We start from the raw sequence: 23,711 nt of genomic DNA, 5'->3' as shown, positions 1-23,711 counted from the left end.
TCATGAAAAATTCTATCTTACTAGCCATTATCTGCGTTTTGATACAAAGCTGTAACTCGCAAGAAAAAGACTTAGCTAAAATAACCTTTACCGAAAAGTACGATATTTTTTTTGGAGACATTCCTCATAAATTTAATTTAACTGTTTATGCAAAAACATATACAGGTTATTATGAATCTGAGTCCGAAGAAATTCTCAATTTTGATGAGGTCAATTTAAGTGATACAAATGAAGAAGGAGGTTTTGGAACTAATAGTGTACGTTTTGCTTTTACTACAAAAGATCATATTCTATGTGAATATATCGTGGACTTAAATACAAAAAAATCAATACAAAAAATGATTGATGCGTTAAATTCTAAATTTGGAAAGGCTAAATTCGTTTCTAAATTAGATTTAACTGATGACCTTCCTGACTCATACATATGGCAAGACAAACAAATAATTTATCTATTAATGGGCACAACTCAAAATTCTGCCTGGTTAACAGTCTTTGACATTAACTACAAAGAATTATATGACAATAGAATTTCTGGTCCTTTTATGTATTATTATGATTATTTAGAATATTTATTGAAAAATAAAAAAACAGAAAAACAGATTTCGTACTATCAATATGCTAAAATTATGGAAAAAGAGGGAACGGATTATTATATAGACAATTATGTCAAACCATAATTTATAAAAGTTACTCTCTTAAAAAGTCAAAATGAAAAATAATATATTAAAAGCTACTATACTTAGTTTGCTCATTTTATCAATGATAAGCTGTCATGAAATAATTAATGGTAAATCTGAAAAAGATTTTAAACTTTCACGGAAAAATGTAGAAAAAGAATTAAACGTAAAAGAAAAAATTAATCTGGAAAAAGCTTTTAGAGTGATTCTTTTAGAATCAATGAGGCTAAAGTGGGATGAACCCAAAAAATACCGAGATCAATCATTCGATGATATTTCGCTAAAACTTGTCGATGGTCTATCTTATTCATCAATATATGATCTGGCAGAAAATATTTTGCAAAATGATAATAAGAAAGAAATTGAAAAAATATCAGATGAAATAAAAATTCTAGAGAACAAAAAAAACAAAATATTAAATATTGAAAAAAAACTGAATCTATTTAAAATTGAATCTCTCGAATTTAATGAAACCGAATGGTTTGGAGAAATGTCTCCACAGTTAGAAATCGAATATAAATATATTGGAAAAACTGATTTAAAAAGTCCTTTCGAAATATCTCTGGAGCTAATAGAAATGAAAACTAAAAATGCAATATCTTTAGAAGGAAGAGGTTATGAAAATGAGGAGTACGTCTTAAAAAATGGTGAATCGCTGTATCTCACTATTGATCTAGAGAAAGCTAAAGAGAGAAGTCCTGACATCTGGAATAATTTAAGATATCCAATTAAAAACCCTATTCTTTCAAATTATAATTTAGAATTGAAAATATATGTATCCAATTTATATATAAATGGTGAAAAAATTATAAAGCCAAAAATTACAACTAAAGAAATTGACCTTGAGATCGCAGAACAAAATAAAGAACTGAAGCAAATTTTAAATTCCAAAGGTACTTTGGATGAATTAGAATTGACAAACAAGTAAAATATTTAAGCCAAAATCAGTAATTTTTAATAAAAACATAAATGATAAGAGAACCATATTACACAATAGATTTCAGTGCATCAGCTTGTAATTTTGAAATTTTGATTAATGATATTCCAGTTATATCGATGGAAGTAAAAGGCCAAGTGGCTACTAATGTGCCAATAAATTATGCTATTTACAAAAATGGAGGTCAAAACATAACGGCAAGAATTATGCCACTAGCGGGGGAAATAAACTTGGATACCGCGGCAGGATTAAAATATAATGTGCGTTTATTTGATGTATTTAATAATGAATTCAAATTTATAGAAGACTTTCCTATCACGGAACTTCCAAAAGTTGAAAAAGAATCAAAAAAGCCATTTATCACAAATTCTACAGAATTTTCAGCTGAAATTCCTTACTCATTAACTAAGTGGAATGATGGGGAAGATTTAGAAGATGTAAAGAACGTAAAGGAAAAACTTATAGCTTCCTACAACTATCTTTCTACACTTATTAAAACAGAAAAATATGATGAGTTTGTAGAAAAAATAAAAAACAGGGAAAAGAATATGGCTACATCAATGTATTTAAGCAATGCAGAATCTAATGCAAGAATAAATAGTTTGATCAACGATGCAAAAAATGGTTTTAAAATTATGCCATTACCACAAGATACTGTTATGAAATTTTATGGTTATGGTAAATTGGCAACATTCAAAAAATTAAATGGCGAACCCGCTTTGTATTTATATAATGCTGAAACACAAGAAGAGCTTATGTTGGATCAAATGTTTTACTTGCCTAAAGGAAAAACAGAATTAGAAGTGATTTAAAGATCTATAATGTATTAACTTGAATTAGTAACTTGTCGTGAAACTAAATTGTTTTTTGTGCCGTTATTTCAGTTTTTTTTAAATAAATAAATGATTCCGAGTACAAAAATGTAAAAAATGAGATTTTAAATTGACTGATTTTAAAACTTACTTAAACTAAAACATAACTCTATGAGGATTTACCAGAAAAGTATCACTTTAGTTACTCTGTTACTCTTTCTTTCTTGCAAAGAAAATTTAAAATCTACTAAAGAAGATATTCCATATCATGCTATTGACAAAATAGATTTGTTTATGGGTAGCACTCCAAAAAAAATTATTGCAAAAACATTAGATGGAAGTGTTTTTAACTCCAAAGAACATACTGGAAAGTATTTGGTAATTTTTATATATGACAAAGGCTATTTAAAAAAGAGTGAAAGTTATGATATGGTTGAAGAACTAAATACAACGTATAAAGATTTCAAAAATAAAATTCATTTTATAGGAATTATTAAGGGATTTATTGAAAGTAAAAAAGAGTTAAATGATTTAGTTTCAAATAGTAAAATAGATTTTAAGCAGATTGACAATACAAAATCTTATAAAAAAAATGAAAAATTAGATTATAATATATTTTGTAGTCCTGCAAAAATAATAATAAGCCCAGAGGGAAAAGTAATTTATAGTGCCTGCGGAGGAAAAACAGAAACACTAAATTATAAATTAGATAGTATAGCGAATCGTATGTGAAAATTTATTTGAACATCACTCCCCGATTTATATTGCCTACAAGTGTGTGTGTTTTTTTAGAAAACGACGGGGAACTTAGACTCGAATGTACAGCTATGTCAAAGAAAGCTTTTTTTGAGAGAGTCCTTTATCCTGCACCACAAAAAGAGTCCCCATTTTATGAATATCTAAAATAAAGATTTTTAAAAATAGAAAAACCGTATTATGAATTATATCTAAATATAAATTGTTCAGGCATAATTTCAGTTGATGATGTCCCTGTATTGTGGAATGTTGCACCGATGCAATTTATTTAGCCAAAAATATTTGCCAATGAATATTTTGTTCATGTTCATTCTTGCAGTATCCCTAACACGATTCTTTATAAAAAAGTGTTCTATACAAGGAGTTATGTTACAAACACACGAGGTTACATAGTTGAGAAATGCAACGGTACTTTGAATAAGAAAGAAAAACCTAATACTGGATTAGTATTAGGTTTTTCTTTTTTTAGTATTTCAGATGCTATGATAGGTAAAATTTACCTATCATAGCGAAAACATTTTTTTCTTGATTAACTTAGCATCTGACTGAACAATGAACTTGAAAATGTGTGGATGTGGATTCCAGGCCATAAAACTATCATAGACATAATATGTCCATGATTGCAAAACAATTTTTTCTTGATTAACTTCGTAGTTGACTGAATAATGAACTTGAAAAGTATGCGGATATGGATTTCAGAAAAGAAAGGCTCTCAACTGAGGAAGCCAAAAAAATTGACATGACCAGTTATCTGTCTCAATTAGGATACAATCCTGCTAAAATCATAAATGTAGATTATTGGTATTGTTCACCTTTGAGGAATGAACGTGAACCCTCTTTTAAAGTCAACCGAAAGCTTAATTTATGGTTTGACCACGGTTTAGGCAAAGGAGGCAACATAATTGATTTTGGCATACTTTATCATGGCTGTACCGTTAGTGAATTGTTACAAAAGCTCAGTACTAATTTTTCTCTTCAACAGCCAACTTTTTTGCATTCAAATAAAAATATCGATACAGAAAATAAAATCAAAATTCGGGGAGATTTTCCGCTTACTTCTCCAGCACTTTTAAGATACCTCGAACAAAGAAAAATACCCATTGAAATTGCCGAAAAATTTTGCAGGGAAGTTCGTTATGAACTCAATAACAAAACCTATTTTGGGATTGGATTTAAAAATGATTCAGGTGGCTACGAAATTCGTAATCCGTATTTCAAAACTAGCAGCTCGCCAAAAGACATTACCATCATAGATAATGGTTGTGAAGAAGCTCTAATTTTTGAAGGTTTTATAGACTTTCTATCCTTTAAAGCTACAGCCAAAAACCTTCCCGAAAACGGTCAGGATTTTGTTGTTTTAAATTCAGTTTCATTCTTTGAAAGAGCACGCCCATTTATGGAAAATCACAAACATATTCGGCTTTATCTTGACAGGGATACAACAGGAATAAATTGTACTCAGCGTGCACTTTCAATGAGTCCCCAATATAAAGACGAAAGTACCATTTACAAAAACTACAAAGATTTTAATGACTGGATTATGAATCCTTCAAAAGCTTCCAAAAAACATTTAGGGCGCAAATTATAAAAATCACCCACAACTTATTTATGATTTTCAAAGACTGTAAACTTTTTGGAAGTCTCTGAAAGATTGAAAGTCTTGAAGATATTAAAAAAGCTAAAAGAATGCAACGTTCCTGCACTCAGCAAGATGTATGGTTGTTAAACAACCAGATCTTGCTGCCCCACACTCGGAACTCGTGGGCAGTGACATTGAAACGATAAAAAGAGTTAGAAAACAATGAAAATGAGAGATGATGAAAAGAGAAAATTCAAACAAGACACGCATAATCGGACTGCGACTGACGCCCGAGGAATATGCAAAAATTGAGAAAAAGTGTAAAGCCAGCACTTGCCGTAAGCTAAGCGACTATATTCGCAAGCATCTATTCGACAAACCCATTACTACGACTTACAGAAATCAGTCATTGGACGATTTTATGGAAGAAACAATAGTGCTTCGCAAAGAGTTAAACGCCATAGGAAACAATCTGAATCAGGCAGTTAAAAAACTACATACTCTGCAACAAATTCCTGAATTCAGGGATTGGATTATACGCTACGAACTGGAGAAAAAAATCTTTAAAAATAAGATAGATGAGATTGAAAAACATATCTTTAAAATCACGAACAAATGGTTGCAATCATAAAATCAAGCCATTCAATCCGTAGTGTTTTTCACTATAATGAGAACAAAGTAAAAGCTGGTGTAGCAGACTGTATCGCAGCAGGGAACTATCCTGTAGATGTCGATAAAATGAGTGACACGATGAAGTTAAACCTTTTCCTAAAAAGGCTTGAATTGAACGAAAATGTAAAATGTAATACGCTGCATATTTCTTTAAATTTTGACCCATCTGAAAATCATTCCAAAGAAAAACTGATAGCTATTGCTGATGCCTATATGGAGAAAATAGGCTTCGGAGAACAACCTTATTTAGTATATCAACATCATGATGCAGGACATCCACATTTGCACGTGGTCTCCATAAATATCGAGAGGGATGGAAAGCGAATTGAGCTACACAATTTAGGTATAAGAAAATCAGAACCCGCAAGAAAAGAGATTGAAGAATTCTTTGGACTAGTAAAAGCAGAAGGACGAAAAAAGAAAGAGCAATTTAGTTTAGAGCCTATTTCAATGGGCAGAGTTCAGTATGGAAGGATTGAATCAAAGAAAGCCATATTCAATGTTCTAAATGTAGTTCTGAACCATTACAAGTATGACAGCCTTGCAGAACTTAATGCAGTATTGAATCAATACAATGTCATGGCTGACCGAGGTAGTGAGAATTCAAAAATATTTTTAGCAAAGGGATTGGTTTATCATATTTTGAACGAACAAGGCAAACCAATAGGTGTTCCAATTAAAGCGAGTAGTTTTTATACTAAACCGACTTTGAAATTCTTAGGAGAAAAATTTAAGAGCAATGAAGTTAGAAGTATGTCCGATAAATCAAGAGTGAAACTTGCTATTGATGTGGCACTGTTAAGAGAGAAAGCAATGCCAATAACCGAGCTGGTAAGACAATTGGAAAAAGAAGGTATTCATACCGTTTTCAGAAAAAGCGCAGAAGGTTTGCTTTACGGCATAACCTATATAGACCGTACGACAAAAAACGTTTTTAATGGCAGTAGCTTGGGGAAACAATATAGTGCAAAAGCTATTCAGGAGCGTTGCGGATTAAAGGTTGCTGGTGAAGAAAAAAGAAGTCAGATTTATGAAAATCTTCCTTCTAAAGAATCATTGATTGAAAACCTTCAACAGCAAAAAGATTTACTTACTATTCCAGATTTGGTGAAAGTATTGGATGTGCTCATGTTGGAAGAGAAACACTACTTTGCAATGTTACCAAAGTTAGATAAGATTATTGATAATTTAATGCAGTCTGAACAAGTAGCTGATTATTTACCATATCAGTTGAAAAACAAAAGAAAGAAGAAACAGAGAAAAGGGTTATCTAATTGATTAAAAAAAATAGCTAACATTCATTGCTTTTACAACCGAAATAAGGTGGTTATCTCAAAGATATTCCAGAAATTGAAAGCAGAAAATCCTAATTATTACCGTTAGTTTTTTTGCTTCCCTCATAGTTATGTTTATATTTCAGTTTCTTTTCTATACTTCTAATTAAATGGAATACATAATCAAAGTATTGTAGGGCATTTTCTCTAGCAAATTGTTTAACGTAATAATATTGTAAAACTGGAATTTGCTTCATATTTACTTCGATATCATAGGCTTTTTCTGGGTTTTCATTAGAAAAATGTACCTCAGCAGTTTCTTTATGATCAATTAAAATTTTAGTTGGGTCGTAATGAGAAAACCCATTTCTGAACTGGTTCCTCATATCTGTTAAATATTCTTCTTGCTCATCATTAATTAGATTACGCTCGTGGCATAATTTAATTGTTTCATTCAAGATCATTTTAGAATATCGATGAGTTTCTTTATAAGTCTCATTCCAATCTTCAATTCTGACGGGATCCAAACCTATTTCATTTTGTATCAAAGTTAATTTTAAAAGTCTTTCCAGTATAAGATTTGTTAGTGTAATACTTGCAGAATATGCATTAACAATTAGACATTGAATATTCTGGAAAATATTTGATTCTAATTCCTTAAATATTGTAACATTATAAAAAAACAAATATTCTTTTAAATCGTCATAATTCTTATCCAGACCCTCATTAAACTCTTTAACTAAACGATCACGATTTAAATCACTAAGCTCCTTCATCCTCTTATTTAAAATCTCTTGGTTTTCTTTTTCTCTTTCTTTGGGATTTATACCGTATTTTTCATAAATTCTCCTTGTATTATCATCCATCTTGAGTAATATTAATTATAAATTAAAGACATTGAATCTAATTAAACAGTACTAGAAACTATTCCATGTTATGATAATCCTCTTCTTCCCTGAATAAAAAACTCCATGTCGTTTTAAATTTCTCCTTTGTCAAGCTTATGTGTTTTATTTCTTTCAATTATTTCGTTTACATAAGCCAGTAGCCATATAGTTATACCAGTTTTAACTTTTAAACTCCTAACTTGGTTTTCCGTAATTCCTATATTTGGACTATGCACATTACATAAAATAGAATAACAATTACAGATGTAATCAATCTCATTTTTTGTAAAGTCTTCCAATATTTTTAACTCGACTTTCGAAGTGAAATATTCTATTTTTGCAGTTCGACTTATTTTCACATCTTCTATTTTGCCTTTCCCTGTATTGTATTTTTGAAATCGTTTTTCAAACATTTCAGACTTTGCCAATTCAGTGAGCGGAGCTAATTTTTGGTCAATTATATACTCTAAAATTGTTCTCAAAGAAATTAGACAGTGCCTTAATTTATCAGGATTTGAATTTGAGTCTAAAACGTAATTTGCACCCAACCAAAGTGATTCTATACCTAGTCTTTCCAAATAAGGAATTAGGTTTTCATTTAATATTGTTTCTTTTGCGCTTATATCTATATCCCTTAAATCGACTGTCAAAGATTCTTTTAATTCTTCTGTTGATTGAAGGTTTAATATTTCCAGGTCTGTTATAAAAGCAAACTGTACTTCAGGATTATTGTTTATCCTTTGAGCTATATTTCCAATCTTTCGAATCGATTCTAAGAATTCAGAATTGGGAAACAAATTCGTATTTGAAAAATTAATTTTTTGGAATACAATTTTCGGCATTAATAAGTCTTGCATTCTAATTCCGTTTAAATGAGATTCTGTAAGTTTTTTTTGAACCTCAATCATTTTTTGGAGATTTTCAGGAATTAGATTTTTATGCCGATTACTAATCTCAATTAATTTTAGTACGTTTTCAGGTATTTTTATAATTTTACTCACACAGATATGGTTTTAGAATACTTAAGACAATACACGCTATTTTTTAGTTGTTAATAGCGTCTTTGGGAATAAGGGCATTTCCTTCTCTGAATTCTTCTACTAGATGAAAGTTTTGTAAATTCAATTCCTCCCAATAATCTTTAGGTGCATGCTCTAATAATATAATCTGAAAATCTTGGTCTAATTCATTATTTACTCTTTCTATAAAGTCATTTAATAATTTAAATGCATCTTGCAATTTAATTTTATCATCATCATCTTCCAAATCTTTTTTGTCTTTATCTGCATTTCCTTCATAATATGGTTGACTTGGTTGATCTAAAAATAAAAATTGAGGTACAAATCCTATTTTTTGCGATATAAAGTGTTCATGTAATCCTAAAAATAAAAATAGGTGTAAAAACATATAATTAGATTTACTGCCTATTGTAAAACTTACTTGTTCATTAGGCTTTCTTACTTTTAAAGTTTTTCCTTTTAAGTCAAAATAAACTTTAAAATCTCCATAGACACCCATTGATTTAGATGAATTATAATAGGACTGAATTACAGCTTCTAAATCGGAAAGCATAATTCTTCTTTTATCATTATTATCTTGTATCGTTTCTCGTAGTAGAGAGATATCTTCTTCTATTTCTGAAGTAAAGTAAATATCCTCATCAGTATTCCATTTATCTTCATAAAACTTTAGTTGAGCTTTTATTTCTCCAATAAATATATATTTCTGAATTCCATTAGCAAAATCATTGTCCGTAGTTGGATATCTTCCTAATTCCTGATCTATAAAGTCTATTTGTTTTTTTAATCCATCTATTTCTGATTTTACATTTGAAGCTAAAGAGACTTTTTTAGATATCTCAATTTTTATTTGCTGTAATGAATCTGTAAGAGATTGTAGAAAAGTTTTTAATTCTAACGTTGGTATTAAATCCCCAAAATTTTCAGTCAGGTAATTTATTGGCTTTAGACTTTCATAATCTTTTTTTAGATTTATCTTATATTGCTGATATTCATTATTAAATCTTTCAAGGTTTCTGATTTTTCTCCAAAGACTTCTCTTTTGTTTATTAAGTTCATCCACCTGTTGAATATTGTTTGAATAAACCACTGGAGCTTCAAAATTATTTATTAACGATTTTAGTCTCTGCTGGCCTTCATCGCTCGTGAAAAGTTTTCTTTCAATCAAATCATATTCTTGAGCTTTGATTATTAAATCTTGAATGTTTTTTCCAAATAAAAGCTCTTCTTTATCTACAGCTTTTTTTCGTTTTTCAATCCTAATTAATTCTTTTTCTAGGTTTTCTAATTTCTCCCTCGCCAATACGTTTCCAACATCATCAACTCCAATTGCTAAATAGAATATACGTTCTAGTGCTTCAACATATTTATCACGATCATATAGATCATAATCGAAAAATGTATTGGTATGAGATATTGTATCCTCAGATAGAGTATTAAAAAGTAAAAAATATCTATAAGAGATTTTACTTCCAGCTGCAATATGTTTCCCCCCATATGGCATTCTAAATTTTTCATCAATACCAAATTCTTTTTCAATAACTGTTTTCACTTGAGTTATGTCATTGTTTTGAATTGGAAAATCTGGCATATTACCCGTTCCTGAAAAATATATTTCTTTTGAGCCAATATTGTTTTTTGGCTGCTTTCGAATTATCGAGAAATTTTTATCATTAATATTGAAATTTATTCCATACCATAAGATATTCTCGTTGATGGCTGTTTCAGGAATACGAGCATTGGTAGATAATAAACAATAATCTATAATTGATAATATACTTGATTTACCTGTTCCACTGCCACCAGTAATTACATTTACTTTATTATTTTCAAAATTTAAGACCCGGGATTCAGAATTATTTTTGAACCATAATTTTATTTGATTTATTCTAAATTTCATAATTCAATTTTTAAATTTAAATAAAATGAGTTCACATCAGATTCTATCATTAATTCACTTAATACATCTATCGCTTTGAAAATGTTTTTCATCCGATCTCCAATGTTTCTATCGTAATCTGGATGAAAATTACTTCCATTCAAATAAGCAAAATTTCTATCTAATCTAATAATATTTAACTCCTTTAATATTGTTAACGAATTGACAGACAAAGGTAAGAAGTCAACAAATCTTGCATTAAAATTTGAAACGACTTCTGGATTTTTTAAAATAAATTCCTCCAAGCTTCGTTTTAATGAGTTATTTCTCAACTTTTTAACTGTCTGTTCATGTAAAATAAAAGGCAAAACCAATAAAATTTTTGGAATAGAGACTACTTTTAAATTACTTAAAAAATAGCCAATACAAACAGTTGAAATTGCTTCGTTATTGAAAATAAAATTCGATTCATTCATTTTTCTAGTACCTACTTTTCCACTCATAATGCCATCCTATATTATTTTGTTCAGTTAAAAGATAAAAATGACCATTACTCAATTCAGTTGTCAAATAAGTTTCATCAATTTTAAGAATTGCTTTTCTCATTTCGTCTAAGCATTCCAATGCTTTGTACTTAATTTCAGTATCATCTGCATCTGAGCCTTTTTCAATTTGATCTTTAATTACTCTGAATTTACTTCGAAAGGAATTTTTCCAGATTGCCAGGGTTTCACTGTTAAACTTATCTAGTTCATAAGACATTAAATCCCCATCCTCTTCCCATTTTTTTAGATTATTATGCAATTGTAACATCTGAGTGGTGTACTCTATCATTTCATCTTTGTCACTGACATTAATATCCCCAATGTCTAATAATTGAAGTATAAACAGTTGATTTTCATATTTGGTCGGCATAATAAATTTTAAATTTCTAATAGGCAAATTTGTACTCAACCCAACTTTAAAACAACTTTTAAAAGATTTATTAAATTCTTCAAAACTAATTGAAGTTTTTTTGCCAGCTTTTATATCCAAATACTCTTTGGATTTTAATTCTGAAAATAAGTTATTATAAACATCATCAACTTTTTCCGCAATATGAATTTTTTCTAATAATCTTTGTTTTATCCTTATGATTAAATCATCTTCATTCAAATCAAATTTTAAGTTGGATATAAAGCTTTTTAGAATGGCATTTTTTATCTTTTTTAAACTTAAAATATAACCTTTGATAGTTTCATCAATAGTTGTAGAGTGTAAATTATCTAAATAAGTTTTAAAATCGCTTACAGATATTTCATTATTATTTAATTTAATTACTTGTACTATAAAGTGATTTTTGAATATCGATTTATTACTAATTAATTGAAAAGTAGTGTTCTCAATAAATTTCTCTTGATCGGCTTCTTCCTTTATGACCTTAATCCAGTTTCCTATAGTTTTCCAAAGATCATTATCTCTTTCAGTTAAATTAATTTGATTACTACTGGAACTCTTTTGAATTGTGTGTTTAGTCTGAATTAATATTAGTTTTCCATTCGCTAAATCAATATGTATATCGTCTTTTATTTCAATTCCTATTTTTTCGGAATGTCTTAAATCTAATAATAAATAAAAGTAAAAATAAAATTGATAATCAAAACCAATCGACGTATCTGAAGCTGATGTAATTTTAAATCTTGAATTGTCCATATGGATTTTTTATTAATTCAAACTTACCATTAAATACTGTGATTTACAATTTATTAATAATGATAAAAAAAGCAATACTAATAAATAATTTAAAATCATATTTACGGTTTTCCTCAATGTTTTAATAAATCTCCATGATTTGACTATACTCTCAACAAATTTGGGATATCAAATCAGAATGCCTCCTTTATACACATGATTGCAAACTACATTTTCAATGCCAACTTCTTCAAATCCTGCATAAAATGGTTCGTAAACAGTTCCGTATGGACCACCAAAAATTAAAAACCTCCAAAGTCATTTGATTTTGGAGGTTTTTTGGTTCGAAAAATATGGTCTTTTTTACATAAAAAATTAAAACGCTTGTATTTACTGACAGTAAGAGGTTCGAATTACTTAAGGTCTTTTCAGGGAATTAACTCTAGATTAAAATTCTTGATATAGGTTTTTAGATAGTTAATGTCCTGACACTTGACGAGGTTGAGGAAATAGGAGCAGAGTGTTTTCTACCAAACGGAAAGGTTCTTGATTACGTAATTCCATTAAAATCCCAATCTCGCCAAACCTTAGCTGTTATGTACCGCATTTAGTTTTCTTTTGTTATCCTATTAATTTTATTGTCCTTAAGTAAAAAGTTAATTTGTCTATATTCCTGTATATTTCCAATTTCCTTTTCATTATTAGTTGTATTTGGAGAAAATTTTACTCCAATGGTAATATTTGGTAAATTAATATTCCAAGAGGATCTAATTTTAAGATTTCTAGCACATAGTTCTTGATTTGGGGATTTAATATATTCTTTGAATTCTTGAATTCCTTCAATTCTTAATTTTGTTTGCCAATTAATTCTCCTTTCAAAAATTATATCTTTGTCAATATTTTTAAAAATTCCCTCATTTTCAGATTTATTGCACGAGTTAATAAAGTCTCTGACAATTTTTCGAGGAATTTTTTGGAGTTCTCTCAATTCTTTCTTTTTGCATTCAATATAATCTTTAAAATCCTGATTTACAACATCTTGCATTTTGTAACATCCTAATTGAAATGCTTCAAAAGGAGTTTTATAAAGTTTGTCATTTAAAATATCTGCTTCATAATTCTCATTTTTAAACTCATTTAGAAGTAAGAATCCTTTTTCTTCAGATGTTTTGTTTATTCCATCAACTATATTAACAAAATAATGCTGTTCATTGCCTTCAAACAAAACCTTTATTTGAGGATTAAATTTTTCAGGTTTGTTATTAGACTTTTTTATGAGATATTTTGTTTCATTTAAAGGATTTTCGATTGGCCTTCCCCAACCATCTGTAGAAAATTCAGATTGATACCTCGATAATTGTAGTCTTATTTCTTTTTTGCCTCTTTCAAGTTCTGAGGTGAATTCGTATTCAGAAAAACAATCAAGTATTTTTGAATCTAATTCCCATTCTTCGTAATCACTTATAAAGTTTAGTCGGTAGTGATTTTCATATTCAAGGATATAAATTGGAAACTGAATCTTGCTATCAATAATTTTTTGTTTAATTAGGTCTGCGTCAGATTTTCGATTTATCAATATCGTTATTTCAGTTTCTATCATTGGGGCGTTTTCTTGTAATATGGCACATAACATTGCGCAGGTTTTTGTCAGTTGCGGAAATTTCAGCTGAGTTCTTTCGGCGAAGATAAATATTTTATGGAAGAAAATGTATTGGAAACCATAAGAATTGCAATTGCAAAAAACCGCTGTTACCAGTAGTGACTATCTTTTTCGAACTACAAAATCAATACTATTAATTCGACATGTTTTTAAATAATCTTCCTGAATTTTTTGAATTTGAAACGGTAAATATTTTTCCTTATAATATTCATTTATCCAATGCATTAAAAACTGTTTTTTATAATTACTGGGTTCTTTCTCTTTTTCTACGTAACTAACATATTCGTATTCTGTATTGGGAAACATTTCATATAAATCTTTCTTTGAATAAAAAGATTTAAAGTAACTCGAAGAAGTAATTTTTTCTTTATTTGACAAATGATCTGAAGAATGAACAGTAATTAATATTAAACTATCAGAATCGCAATATTTTGATAAGCCTTCTACAAATATATACGCTTCAGGCTTAGTGAAAAAGTGTAGCAAATTAGATACAATAATTGCAGAAAAAAATAAACCTTCGAAATCTTCTGATGGGAATTCTTTTGAAGAATATGTAATTCTATCTTTTTGATAGCCAAATTGTTTCACTCTTTCCTCAAGAAAATTTAATTGGGATTTTTCTGTGTCAACCGCAAACAATTCAAAATCTGATTCAAGCAAATCGATTAAATATTGGCTCTGGCCACAGCCAATATCAATTACCTTCTTGGATCGCTCACGAGAATATGATTTTATAGGGTTATAAAATTCATCTAATATTTTTTCGTTTGGAAACCATTCTAAGTACAATTTCCAATACAGTTTCATCTGTTTCGTCATGGCGTTACTGGTAACTTGTATATATGTGTGACTTTGTCATACATATCCAGCCATTAAGGGTTGGCTTTGTATGATTATTATCTTATTTTTCTACTAATATAGTTTATATTTGTAAACCCTCAAAAGGACTTTTTTATTTGTTGTAAACTTTTAGTTCTTACATGAGTATAAATCTAGGTTGTCTTGCTTCTAAAAGGGAACTCTTAAAACCTTAAAATACAAAGCCAATATTTACGGTGTTTTTCAAAAATTTCGATTAATCTTTATGAGTATGCCCATACTTTTTGATAATAACTTTATAAAGCTAGTTTCCTTAAATCCTGTAAGAAATGGTTCGTAAACAGTTCCGTATGGACCACCATAATTTACAAACCTCCAAAGTCATTTGATTTTGGAGGTTTTTTTTATGGTTCGAAAACTTATTTGATAAATATTCTAATAATTATTGGTTCTAACAACTTAAGGTAATTTCTATAATGGGATATTATTTCACGCTCCGAGTTTGAGTATCATACCCACCGTTAGTTCGACTAAAAACCTCTAGTGGAACTAATCTTTGTTAATCTGGAAGTAAATATAGTGGATTAAAATTGTTGAGGCGCTTAAACATAACCAACTCTTTTGAGTTATGTTTAAGCGCCTTGTTATGCGTCTTTTTTCTTTAGGCACCGTCCTCTCGGCTCATCACCCTCATGAAGCACAATTTCGGAATGTAGGAACTCTGCGGCGGCGGCAGAATCTTTCACTTTGGAAGCACTGCGTTCTAACATTTCTGATTCAAACTCAGTTAATACACTTTCCCTCACTCCAGCTTTTCTCCATTGAGATGCAGCTCTACATCCTCTTGAGATCCCCCGAGCCAGCGTGAGCGCATCCAGCAGCGCTTGATTCGCCCCCTGTCCTTTGAATGGACTCATGGGGTGAGCCGCATCTCCGATCAGAGTCACTTGCCCCCCTTTCTCCAACAATTCTGACTCGAGTAATTCTCGGTCATACACGGGATAGCCAGAAATCTGAGATTCCAGGGTCGCCGCTAAAATCTGAGGAATGGGATCGTGCCACTGAGTTCTACGACACGCTTCTTCCTTGAGTGCGTGAGGTCCTTGAGCACTTAACGCCTTAGCCTCTTTTTCCGGCATTGGGAAGCTAAGTTGCCACATCACCGAGTCTGACGCATAAGGCATCATGTAGATTCGCTCATTGCCATTGGCGGTTTGAAATACAGTTTCCGAGTCCAGCAAAGAACTATTAAGACCTTCGAGAGCCCTCAAAGGACAAATACCCAATATCACAATACAACCTAGGTAACGTAAAGGGGTAACATCCTCACCAATCAGCAACCTCCGCACCGAACTACGAATACCATCGGCTCCAACCACAAGATCCGCCTTGGTGCTCTTTATCTCCCCGTTCACTTGAAAGCTCAGATCAACACCCTCACCCTCACATGCCGCAAAATCTACTAACTGGTGTCCCCACTGTATCACATCATGTCCCCCGAGTTGCTCAAGTAGAGCTAAGCGCAAAGATTGCCGTGCGATATGCACATTTGTACGTTTCGGAGATATTTTCTCATCTGACTGCATCCACTTTCTGATCCCCCATTCACCGATCACTTTTCCTTCTGTAGTATGAACCACATGTCTTGTTGAAATCACCCCTTCTTCTAACGAGAAAACACCCAATCCCTCGATCGCTTTACTCGCTTGTTGCAAAGTGAGTCCGTAGCCCTGAGATCGAGCGTCGAAGTTGTTGTCGCGTTCATAAAGTGTAAAAGGTATCCCGCGGTGCAAACAAGCCACAGCCAGAGCTACGCCTCCTATACCGCCACCAATAATAGCAACATGTGGGTAGTTTTCTTTATCGGCCATAGGAGGACTAGCAGAATGAAGCAATCCGGATCCGCAACAGTTCAAGCATGTGTATAAGTGGCCCTTAGGACGAACTGGAGACGTCCCTTCGCTTTTCGTTTTTTCAAATTGATCGAATGCCATCTTGTATTGGCGTCTCGCTTTATTGCTGAGCCCTCGACTTTTTTTGCCTCGTCCCTGACATTCAGAACAAACGGTCCAGCTTGCATCTTCATTTTCCACTTTTTTCACTTCCTTGATTTATTTTACTTGATCTTGACTACCCTCTATAAGAAAAAACTTAGCCGATACAATTGATGCTGAGCTTAATAGTAAAGTAGTGATTATGACATTCATTACTTCTATATAATTTAATGTTAGAAATTTATATTTTTCAGCGTTTTGCCGCTTGTGGAAGTTGCGCAAATTTAAAACAAAAGATTACCATAAAACAAACTTAAATTCTGAAAGAAATTGCTCGTAAACGGTACTGTATGAACCACAAAACTTCTCAAGAAATTGAGAAGTTTTTTTACCTAATATTTTCCCCACAAATTTTCGAATTAATCCATCTCTATTTTACGGATTTTACATATTTGACATTGCTTTATTTGCTTTTTGACAAATAAAAAGGCTTAAATCTTTCTAAATTCATTTCACATCTAATTATAGTTATTTTTTTGGTTCAATTTGATATATTACTTATATTTGTAATAAGTATTTGTACTTAGTTTTTATTTTGAAACAGCTGCTGGTTTACCAGACAGAAAACTGCTGTTTAAAAATATAAATTCTGTTGCCGAGTTGAACGAATTGAACACCTACTTATCCTAGTTAAAATGAAAAATTCAAACACGCCAAAATTAACAATCGTTGGGGCAGGTCCCGGAGATGTAGAATTGATCACTTTAAAAGCAATCAAAGCACTAAAAAGTGCAGATGTTGTTTTGTATGATGCGCTTGTAAATGAGGAGTTGTTGCAGCATGCGACGCATGCAGAAATTATTTTTGTTGGAAAACGTTTTGGTTGCCATGCCTACAGCCAAGATCAAATCAACGAATTGATTGTGTCAATGGCAAAGCGTTTTGGACATGTCGTTCGGTTAAAAGGTGGTGATCCATTTGTTTTTGGAAGAGGAAGCGAAGAGATAGAATATGCTCAAAAGTTTGATTTAGAAACCGCTATTGTTCCTGGTATCTCATCTGCTTTGGGAGTGCCGGCGTCTAGTGGAATCAGTTTGACACAAAGAGGAGTTGCCGAAAGTTTCTGGGTAATTACAGGAACTACTTCGGAACATAAATTATCTAACGATGTGGCTTTGGCCTCCCAATCATCTGCAACGGTGGTTATTTTGATGGGAATGAATAAATTGGACGAAATTATTTCGATTTATCAAAACAACAGAACTGATGATTTACCCGTTGCCATCATTCAAAACGGAACTAAAGACACGCAGAAAAAAGTGGTTGGAACCATCAGTTCTATAACCCAGTTAGCGCAAGAGCAACAACTTTCGTCTCCAGCAATTATAGTTATTGGCGAAGTAGTGAGAAACGCTTCAAAATTAACGACTTATTTTCAAGAGGAATTTTCAGAAGAGGAGTTTATTTTTCAAAACTTAAATTTCGTGGTATAATTGCAATAGAATTAGGCTTACCGCCAATGGAAAAATAAAAAATTGTCTGTTCTCCAACTCCGAAACAGATTTACTGACCCCTTTTAGAAATGGGCAAGCAATAGAACATCTGATTGCTTTTACCATTAAAAACAAAAAAAGTTAAGAGCAGGAATGAATACCTTCGACGCTGTAAATAATCCCGTTTTGCATCAAGACAATCGCAGCATGATTGCGATTGGGGGATGATTTTTTAGATATTCAATTCCCTTGACTACTCCGTATTTGTACGCCTATCATTTTTATTGAAAGAATAAGGTATTTGGATTATTGTATGAAATAATATCATAAATTAGCCAAGCCAAAAAACTGTTTTATATCGCATATATGCAAGTTATGGGCAACCTTAAAAACCGACAGTATAAGACAACAGAATGACAGAATCACAAATTGAACATAACCTTTCTTCTTATGTTGACCGAATTGAAAAGGAAATTGAACTTGGTAATTTCAGAACGACCAAGACAGAAGACTTTTTTCTTCGAGTATTAAGTGCTACTTACAATTTAACAAACCTTGAAAACTTAGCTTACGACAAGATTAATACTATTGCCATTGACTTAATTGACAGAGAAAGAAATCTTGGAATTCAAGTTACAGCTCAAAAATCAAATGAAAAGACCAAAATTGATGATACAATAACCGACACAATTTCAGTATGGAAAGACAAAGGCATTAACACTCTTTGGATTTTATTCATATCAGAAACGGCATACATCAAAAAGAACATTGACACAACACAATTATACCTTGAAAAAGATGGTCTAAAAGTTTATATTAAAACTGTAAGAAGGCTTATTGGAGATATAAACAAACGACCGATTGAAGAAAGAATTAAAATTGATGAACTCTTAAAACAAGAAACATCTACAGAATATGGTGGACTTTCAAGGTTAACGAATTTCAAGATTCTCAATAAAGGTGAAAAAATAGTAAATGACCTTTTTTTCAATTTAGAAGAAACTATTTATTATAGCAAAAAAGAGTTAGCTACAATAAATTTTCTTGCTGATAGTTTTAGCAATGGCAAATTAAAGGAATACTGTATTCTTGGCAATCCGTGTAGTGGAAAAACAACCTTTGCATATTCAATCATTCAAAAAATACATAAGAGAAAGATTTTCTATCTCAACCTTTCAAATCCTTCAATTATAGCAAGCCAGGTAATTGAAGAGCTAATTCAAATTTCTCATAATTATTCATTTGTTGTAATTGACAACATTCACGACAATATTAAATTGTATCTAATCATACGAGAACGAATTTTAAAATCTAAATGGATAAATTCTCTTTACCTAACTAGATATTACAAGACATTTGATGAATTTAACATTGAGAATATTTATCGACTAATCGAAGAGATGAATTATTTTCGGATAGATACAAATGAAAATTTTGAAGAAAAGGTTTCAGGCATTATTTGGAAGAAAACAAAGTTCTTAAAAGATAAAGGAAGTCAATTAGAATGGCTTAAAGGGGACTTTGAGAAAATACTCAAAAACACTAACAGAAATCTTTTAAAGCTAAATATTGCATTAAGAATGTGGGAATTAAAAAACTCACAAGCAAATTCTATTACATTTGATGAAATTGATTCTAATAAAATATTAGAGCAGTTTTTTGCAGAACATAATTTGAGCGAAATTAAAAGTGATGCACTATACACCTACTGTTTACTCTTTAAAAATGACATCCCTTTTATTCCATCAAAAGGAGCATATAAGGAAAATTCATTACTTCGGGAAAAGGGTATTATTCTTCAATATTTTCAAAGTGACTTCTGCTTTTTTCCACACAAGGAATATGCTCAACTAATATTCGATGCTTTTAACTACATTGAAAATGGGATTAGTTCAGCTAAGAAAATTTCATTAATTCAAAATTACATTCACAATTTTGACACCACAGAAAACAAAATTGGATTTAGGTTTATTCTTTCAAAACTCCATTACTCAGAAGACAAAGAAATACTAGGGGAACTTTTGAATGATGAAATAACATCATCTATACTAAAAAAGGAAATTGGAGACTCTGACACTACAATTTCCCAAGTAATAGCTTCATTGAATATTATTTTTATCCATTCAGAAAAAATAGCAAAAGAGCGACTTGAAGAATTTTACAAAACGTTTTTAACCTTTTTCAATAAGAACAAACTAAGTTTATTTCTTGAAGATCATTATTTGGCATATACCAGATTGCTTCAAATTTGCAATCAGTTAAACAAAGAACTAAAGGACGAGTTTGTTACAGTTGTTCTTAAAGAGAATGAAAAAGCTAATACCAACTCAATTGTGGAGCTAACACTTCGTGTTAGCAGAAAAAACAGAGAATCTCAAACAATACTCCGCATACTCAACTCATTTACATTTCCCAAATGGTTACAAATGATTGTTGATTTACCAAGATTACCAAATATCACAAATTCTCTTTCTGAATTAAATACTTCATCAGAAGCTAAGAAACTGCTAACAGGTCTTTTCAGAAACATTGATTGGAAAAAAGAATACGAAAATGCAAAAGTTTTAAAAATTGACCAATTTGTAAAATCACTCAGAGAAATCAATAGAATTGACAATTCAATTGGAACTAATATTTCACGATTGTTTTTTAAAAGTGCTTTAAATGATTCGCTTTTCACGATTAAACTTGAATCAGCAAATCTTTCGGAATATTCAAAAGCCCTATCTGACTTGTCTAAAATCAATTCGGATTATGCAAAGCACAAACTTGCTGATGATTTAAAATCAAATATTGTATTCAAGAAATTTTCAGATGAACCCAGCATTTCCAATTTTACCGCAAGAGCATTAGAGCTAAGAAAACTTTTTGAAGATTCAAAAGCATATTTTTCAGTTCTCAACAAAATTGTTTTGTCCGAATCCTTCATAAGGCGAATTCAAACGGAAACAAATCTGAATTATCTTTTAATATTTACCGAGTTTGCTGAAAAGTATCTAAACTTTGAAAAATCAATTTTGAAGCAAGAAACTTCAATCGCAATTACCAATGTAATCGCAAAACTACCCAATAAATTAGAAGCTTTAAGTAATCCTAAGTTCTTAAATGTTGAGAATTTAGATTCAGATTTTATTGATTCATTAAGCACTCGTGAAATTGAAAACTACTTTGAATCTAACAAGATAACTTACGCAGAAGATTTGTTTCGAGTATTATCAACCATTGACAAAGAAAAGACTATTGAAAAGTTCAAGAAACTTAACAATGCTGTTTTAGTTCGAGCACTTTTAAATCCTGAACTTAATTTTAGTCAAGCTATTGAGAACATAAATAAACTAAAAAACAAAGTTTACAAAGACGAAAAGTTAAATTCAAATAAGAAAATTGCAGAAATTTTAAATGACTATTTGCTCAAATACACAAATGACAACAGACGATATAGCCGAATAAGCGTAAGCGATTATTTTAAAGGCTACTATTTTGGTTTGTGTATTGACCAATTGACTATAGAAAAAAACTGTAAAAGCGATTTTGAAAATAAATTAAAATCTAATGAACATAAGAACTTTGAAATTGCATCTTTATTTCAGTTTGTAAGACGTTTGTCTGAGATAACAAATAATCAACACGACAAAGAACTTGCGGAGTTTTTAAAATCAAATACAGACAACTTCATTGAAGTAATAAAGAATGAAGAAATCACAAAAACATTATCGGGACTTTGTGAATTAGCACTTACAAATTTTGACGACTATGCAGACGAACTATTATTTAAAAGTAGAAAATGGATTATTAAGAAAGCTGAACAAAGAAATAGACAAGAAATCTACAGAGTAAAAATATTGCCCGACATTGAAAAAATAGCGAAGGACAAGGGAAAAGTGGTATTAAAGGAACTTAGAAAGTAGCGAATATGGAAAGTATAGATTTTAAAACGGTACTAGAATGGTTAGGTGCAATAATAGTTTCAATTGGTGGTGCAAGTGCTATTTTAATCGCTCTTGCTAAATGGTTTGGAGAAAGGTTCGCAAACAAACTCTTAGAAAAGGATAAGGCAAAATATCAAGAAACTTTAGAAGGTTTGAAATCAAAATATCAGACAGAATTAGAAATAAAAAAAACTGACCTTGAAAAATCAAAAACTCTTTTTCTAAGATATTCAGAACATCAATTTACATTATACAACGAACTTTGGAAAAGCCTATGTGACCTTAGAAACATTGGTGAAGAGCTATGGGAAAAGGCAGAATTAAAAGAACTTAAAGACTTTTCTAAACAACTTAAACTTACAAAACTGACAGTTGAGAAAAGTGCATTGTTAATAGAAGACCAACACTATAAAGACTTGATTCAAATCTTAGAAAACTTTGGGAAATTTGAATTTGGGAAATTGACACTTATTCAACTTAGGAATAGACAAGCTCACGAACTTGCTCAATATGGTGTGAGTAATAATGAAATAGATAGGGTAATTAACCAAAATAGAGCGACAAAACAACAATTTGCTTTGATGGTAACCGCCTTAGGAACAACTTTTAAAAATCAAATAAAAGGAGAATGACAAGAAAGGCAGCCCATAACAGGCGTTTGGCAAAAAAGCGGGTTCAGTGGTTAAATGAAGCTTTGTGCTTCGCATCATATTTTCTGCAAAGCCGAAAATTGAAAGGTTACGAACCACACACCATCTCAAAGCGTAGGAACGTTGCTATTTTAAATTTTAGATGAAATCAATTATCACTGTAAATCAACGTTTCACATCACATTTTCGTTAAACATAAATTACTTTTTTCTAAATACACACCATCTAAAACTGTTTGTATTTAGTGTGGAATCAACGATAACTTAAAAACTTCAAGCAACACTTGTTTCTTTATTAGGAAACTTATATTTTTGCTAAATAACCAATTAAAGAATAGATTATAAATTTACAGTAGAGTTTCTTGAGCCTGCTTTTGAGTTCTTGGAAAGTTTAGGTCAGAAATCGAAAGAAAAAGTACTTTATAATATTTGGAAATCCGGAAGCGTAAATGACAATGAACTTTTTAAAAAGCTAGACGGCGAAATTTGGGAATTAAGAACTTTATATAACAAACAATGTATAAGATTGTTTGCGTTTTGGGACAAATCAGGCAAGCAAGATACAGTTGTAATTTCAACACATGGAATTATAAAGAAAACAGATAAAACTCCAAAAGTAGAAATTGAACGCGCAGAATCATTACGAGTGAAATATTTTAACGAAAAAAAATAAGATTATGAAGACATATAGTTTAGACGAAGTGACTGATAAATTCGTTGGAGAAAAAGGCACAGAAAACAGAGATACTTTTGAGAACGAATTAAAAATGGATTTGATTGGGCAAACAATCAAGCAAATTCGTAAAGAAAGAAATTTGACACAAGAACAATTAGGGAAATTAGTTGGTGTAAAAAAAGCACAAATATCAAAGATTGAGAATAGCTTAACTGATGCAAGATTTGATACAATCATAAAAGTTTTTAAAGCACTAAATGCCAAAATAAATTTTAATGTTGTGTTATTAAATCAAAAAGTTGCTATTCATTAATTTACCCATTTC

20 protein-coding genes and 1 pseudogene are annotated in these 23,711 nt (G+C 30.8%); 13 read left to right on the top strand and 8 right to left on the bottom strand.

Annotation, left to right across the window (positions count from 1 at the left end):
* Positions 1–2 precede the first annotated feature (2 nt).
* The 7 genes from FNW52_RS10290 (at position 3) to FNW52_RS10260 (ending at position 6,711) form a co-directional block, all read left to right on the top strand.
* Positions 3–677 carry a hypothetical protein gene (locus tag FNW52_RS10290; protein WP_143377379.1) on the top strand — a complete coding sequence of 225 codons (675 nt, stop codon included), beginning with the start codon at positions 3–5 and terminating at the stop codon, positions 675–677.
* A 31-nt stretch (positions 678–708) separates the two neighbouring features.
* On the top strand, positions 709–1,605 hold the full coding sequence (locus tag FNW52_RS10285; protein ID WP_143377378.1) for a hypothetical protein: 897 nt from the start codon (positions 709–711) through the stop codon (positions 1,603–1,605).
* A 41-nt stretch (positions 1,606–1,646) separates the two neighbouring features.
* The gene (locus FNW52_RS10280) at positions 1,647–2,426 is read left to right on the top strand and encodes a hypothetical protein (RefSeq protein WP_143377377.1); all 780 of its coding nucleotides are present in this window, start codon (positions 1,647–1,649) and stop codon (positions 2,424–2,426) included.
* Between the two features lie 171 nt (positions 2,427–2,597).
* Positions 2,598–3,158 carry an AhpC/TSA family protein gene (locus FNW52_RS10275; RefSeq protein ID WP_143377376.1) on the top strand — a complete coding sequence of 187 codons (561 nt, stop codon included), beginning with the start codon at positions 2,598–2,600 and terminating at the stop codon, positions 3,156–3,158.
* Between the two features lie 712 nt (positions 3,159–3,870).
* The gene (locus tag FNW52_RS10270; protein WP_143377375.1) at positions 3,871–4,770 is read left to right on the top strand and encodes a toprim domain-containing protein; all 900 of its coding nucleotides are present in this window, start codon (positions 3,871–3,873) and stop codon (positions 4,768–4,770) included.
* 226 nt (positions 4,771–4,996) lie between these two features.
* Positions 4,997–5,392, top strand: coding sequence for a plasmid mobilization relaxosome protein MobC (locus FNW52_RS10265; protein ID WP_143377374.1), 396 nt, complete (start codon positions 4,997–4,999; stop codon positions 5,390–5,392).
* Positions 5,377–6,711, top strand: coding sequence for a relaxase/mobilization nuclease domain-containing protein (locus tag FNW52_RS10260; protein ID WP_143377373.1), 1,335 nt, complete (start codon positions 5,377–5,379; stop codon positions 6,709–6,711). Before FNW52_RS10265 ends, FNW52_RS10260 begins: the two co-directional genes overlap by 16 nt.
* 88 nt (positions 6,712–6,799) lie before the next feature.
* Here the strand turns inward: FNW52_RS10260 and FNW52_RS10255 are convergent, their stop codons facing one another.
* The 8 genes from FNW52_RS10255 to FNW52_RS10220 form a co-directional block, all read right to left on the bottom strand.
* Complete coding sequence (locus FNW52_RS10255) at positions 6,800–7,573, bottom strand: hypothetical protein (RefSeq protein WP_143377372.1); 774 nt, start codon at positions 7,571–7,573, stop codon at positions 6,800–6,802.
* Positions 7,574–7,686: 113 nt separating this feature from the next.
* The gene (locus FNW52_RS10250) at positions 7,687–8,595 is read right to left on the bottom strand and encodes a hypothetical protein (RefSeq protein ID WP_255515558.1); all 909 of its coding nucleotides are present in this window, start codon (positions 8,593–8,595) and stop codon (positions 7,687–7,689) included.
* Positions 8,596–8,638: 43 nt separating this feature from the next.
* The gene (locus FNW52_RS10245; RefSeq protein ID WP_143377371.1) at positions 8,639–10,513 is read right to left on the bottom strand and encodes a DUF3732 domain-containing protein; all 1,875 of its coding nucleotides are present in this window, start codon (positions 10,511–10,513) and stop codon (positions 8,639–8,641) included.
* The gene (locus FNW52_RS10240) at positions 10,510–10,995 is read right to left on the bottom strand and encodes a three component ABC system middle component (protein WP_143377370.1); all 486 of its coding nucleotides are present in this window, start codon (positions 10,993–10,995) and stop codon (positions 10,510–10,512) included. Before FNW52_RS10240 ends, FNW52_RS10245 begins: the two co-directional genes overlap by 4 nt.
* Positions 10,973–12,184, bottom strand: coding sequence for an ABC-three component system protein (locus tag FNW52_RS10235; RefSeq protein ID WP_143377369.1), 1,212 nt, complete (start codon positions 12,182–12,184; stop codon positions 10,973–10,975). Before FNW52_RS10235 ends, FNW52_RS10240 begins: the two co-directional genes overlap by 23 nt.
* A gap of 586 nt (positions 12,185–12,770) precedes the next feature.
* Positions 12,771–13,763: an aminoacyltransferase gene (locus FNW52_RS10230; protein ID WP_143377368.1), complete on the bottom strand. Its 993-nt coding sequence runs from the start codon at positions 13,761–13,763 to the stop codon at positions 12,771–12,773.
* 162 nt (positions 13,764–13,925) lie between these two features.
* On the bottom strand, positions 13,926–14,615 hold the full coding sequence (locus FNW52_RS10225) for a class I SAM-dependent methyltransferase (protein WP_185965951.1): 690 nt from the start codon (positions 14,613–14,615) through the stop codon (positions 13,926–13,928).
* Between the two features lie 674 nt (positions 14,616–15,289).
* Complete coding sequence (locus FNW52_RS10220) at positions 15,290–16,747, bottom strand: NAD(P)/FAD-dependent oxidoreductase (protein WP_143377366.1); 1,458 nt, start codon at positions 16,745–16,747, stop codon at positions 15,290–15,292.
* Positions 16,748–17,334: 587 nt separating this feature from the next.
* Here FNW52_RS10220 and cobA point away from each other — a divergent pair.
* From cobA to FNW52_RS10190, 6 genes and pseudogenes are all read left to right on the top strand, one after another.
* Positions 17,335–18,132: a uroporphyrinogen-III C-methyltransferase gene (cobA, locus tag FNW52_RS10215; RefSeq protein ID WP_143377365.1), complete on the top strand. Its 798-nt coding sequence runs from the start codon at positions 17,335–17,337 to the stop codon at positions 18,130–18,132.
* Positions 18,131–18,360: pseudogene (locus FNW52_RS10210) on the top strand (cyclic pyranopterin phosphate synthase MoaA); the annotation flags it as partial. The gene cobA and the pseudogene FNW52_RS10210, both read left to right, overlap by 2 nt.
* Before the next feature lie 185 nt (positions 18,361–18,545).
* Positions 18,546–22,040 carry an SMEK domain-containing protein gene (locus FNW52_RS10205; RefSeq protein ID WP_143377364.1) on the top strand — a complete coding sequence of 1,165 codons (3,495 nt, stop codon included), beginning with the start codon at positions 18,546–18,548 and terminating at the stop codon, positions 22,038–22,040.
* 5 nt (positions 22,041–22,045) lie between these two features.
* Positions 22,046–22,693: a hypothetical protein gene (locus FNW52_RS10200; RefSeq protein ID WP_143377363.1), complete on the top strand. Its 648-nt coding sequence runs from the start codon at positions 22,046–22,048 to the stop codon at positions 22,691–22,693.
* Positions 22,694–23,092: 399 nt separating this feature from the next.
* A complete protein-coding gene (locus FNW52_RS10195) occupies positions 23,093–23,383 on the top strand; it encodes a type II toxin-antitoxin system RelE/ParE family toxin (protein WP_255515557.1) in 291 nt (96 codons plus the stop codon).
* Positions 23,384–23,387: 4 nt separating this feature from the next.
* A complete protein-coding gene (locus FNW52_RS10190) occupies positions 23,388–23,699 on the top strand; it encodes a helix-turn-helix domain-containing protein (protein WP_143377361.1) in 312 nt (103 codons plus the stop codon).
* The last annotated feature ends 12 nt before the right edge of the window (positions 23,700–23,711 follow it).

Origin of the sequence: Flavobacterium sp. ZT3R18 (genome assembly GCF_007097385.1) — a bacterium.
Classification (GTDB): Bacteria; Bacteroidota; Bacteroidia; order Flavobacteriales; family Flavobacteriaceae; genus Flavobacterium.
The sequence above is the reverse complement of the archived record's forward strand: the minus strand, read 5'-3'. Positions and strand labels throughout refer to the sequence as shown.

What these genes read in the sequence shown, in the direction of transcription:
- FNW52_RS10240 (WP_143377370.1), bottom strand. Translation starts at nt 10,995, where the DNA reads ATGAGTGGAAAAGTAGGTACTAGAAAAATGAATGAATCGAATTTTATT.
- FNW52_RS10290 (WP_143377379.1), top strand. Translation starts at nt 3, where the DNA reads ATGAAAAATTCTATCTTACTAGCCATTATCTGCGTTTTGATACAAAGC.
- FNW52_RS10280 (WP_143377377.1), top strand. Translation starts at nt 1,647, where the DNA reads ATGATAAGAGAACCATATTACACAATAGATTTCAGTGCATCAGCTTGT.
- FNW52_RS10245 (WP_143377371.1), bottom strand. Translation starts at nt 10,513, where the DNA reads ATGAAATTTAGAATAAATCAAATAAAATTATGGTTCAAAAATAATTCT.
- FNW52_RS10235 (WP_143377369.1), bottom strand. Translation starts at nt 12,184, where the DNA reads ATGGACAATTCAAGATTTAAAATTACATCAGCTTCAGATACGTCGATT.
- FNW52_RS10285 (WP_143377378.1), top strand. Translation starts at nt 709, where the DNA reads ATGAAAAATAATATATTAAAAGCTACTATACTTAGTTTGCTCATTTTA.
- FNW52_RS10270 (WP_143377375.1), top strand. Translation starts at nt 3,871, where the DNA reads ATGGATTTCAGAAAAGAAAGGCTCTCAACTGAGGAAGCCAAAAAAATT.
- FNW52_RS10265 (WP_143377374.1), top strand. Translation starts at nt 4,997, where the DNA reads ATGATGAAAAGAGAAAATTCAAACAAGACACGCATAATCGGACTGCGA.
- cobA (WP_143377365.1), top strand. Translation starts at nt 17,335, where the DNA reads ATGAAAAATTCAAACACGCCAAAATTAACAATCGTTGGGGCAGGTCCC.
- FNW52_RS10255 (WP_143377372.1), bottom strand. Translation starts at nt 7,573, where the DNA reads ATGGATGATAATACAAGGAGAATTTATGAAAAATACGGTATAAATCCC.
- FNW52_RS10200 (WP_143377363.1), top strand. Translation starts at nt 22,046, where the DNA reads ATGGAAAGTATAGATTTTAAAACGGTACTAGAATGGTTAGGTGCAATA.
- FNW52_RS10275 (WP_143377376.1), top strand. Translation starts at nt 2,598, where the DNA reads ATGAGGATTTACCAGAAAAGTATCACTTTAGTTACTCTGTTACTCTTT.
- FNW52_RS10230 (WP_143377368.1), bottom strand. Translation starts at nt 13,763, where the DNA reads ATGATAGAAACTGAAATAACGATATTGATAAATCGAAAATCTGACGCA.
- FNW52_RS10190 (WP_143377361.1), top strand. Translation starts at nt 23,388, where the DNA reads ATGAAGACATATAGTTTAGACGAAGTGACTGATAAATTCGTTGGAGAA.
- FNW52_RS10260 (WP_143377373.1), top strand. Translation starts at nt 5,377, where the DNA reads ATGGTTGCAATCATAAAATCAAGCCATTCAATCCGTAGTGTTTTTCAC.
- FNW52_RS10205 (WP_143377364.1), top strand. Translation starts at nt 18,546, where the DNA reads ATGACAGAATCACAAATTGAACATAACCTTTCTTCTTATGTTGACCGA.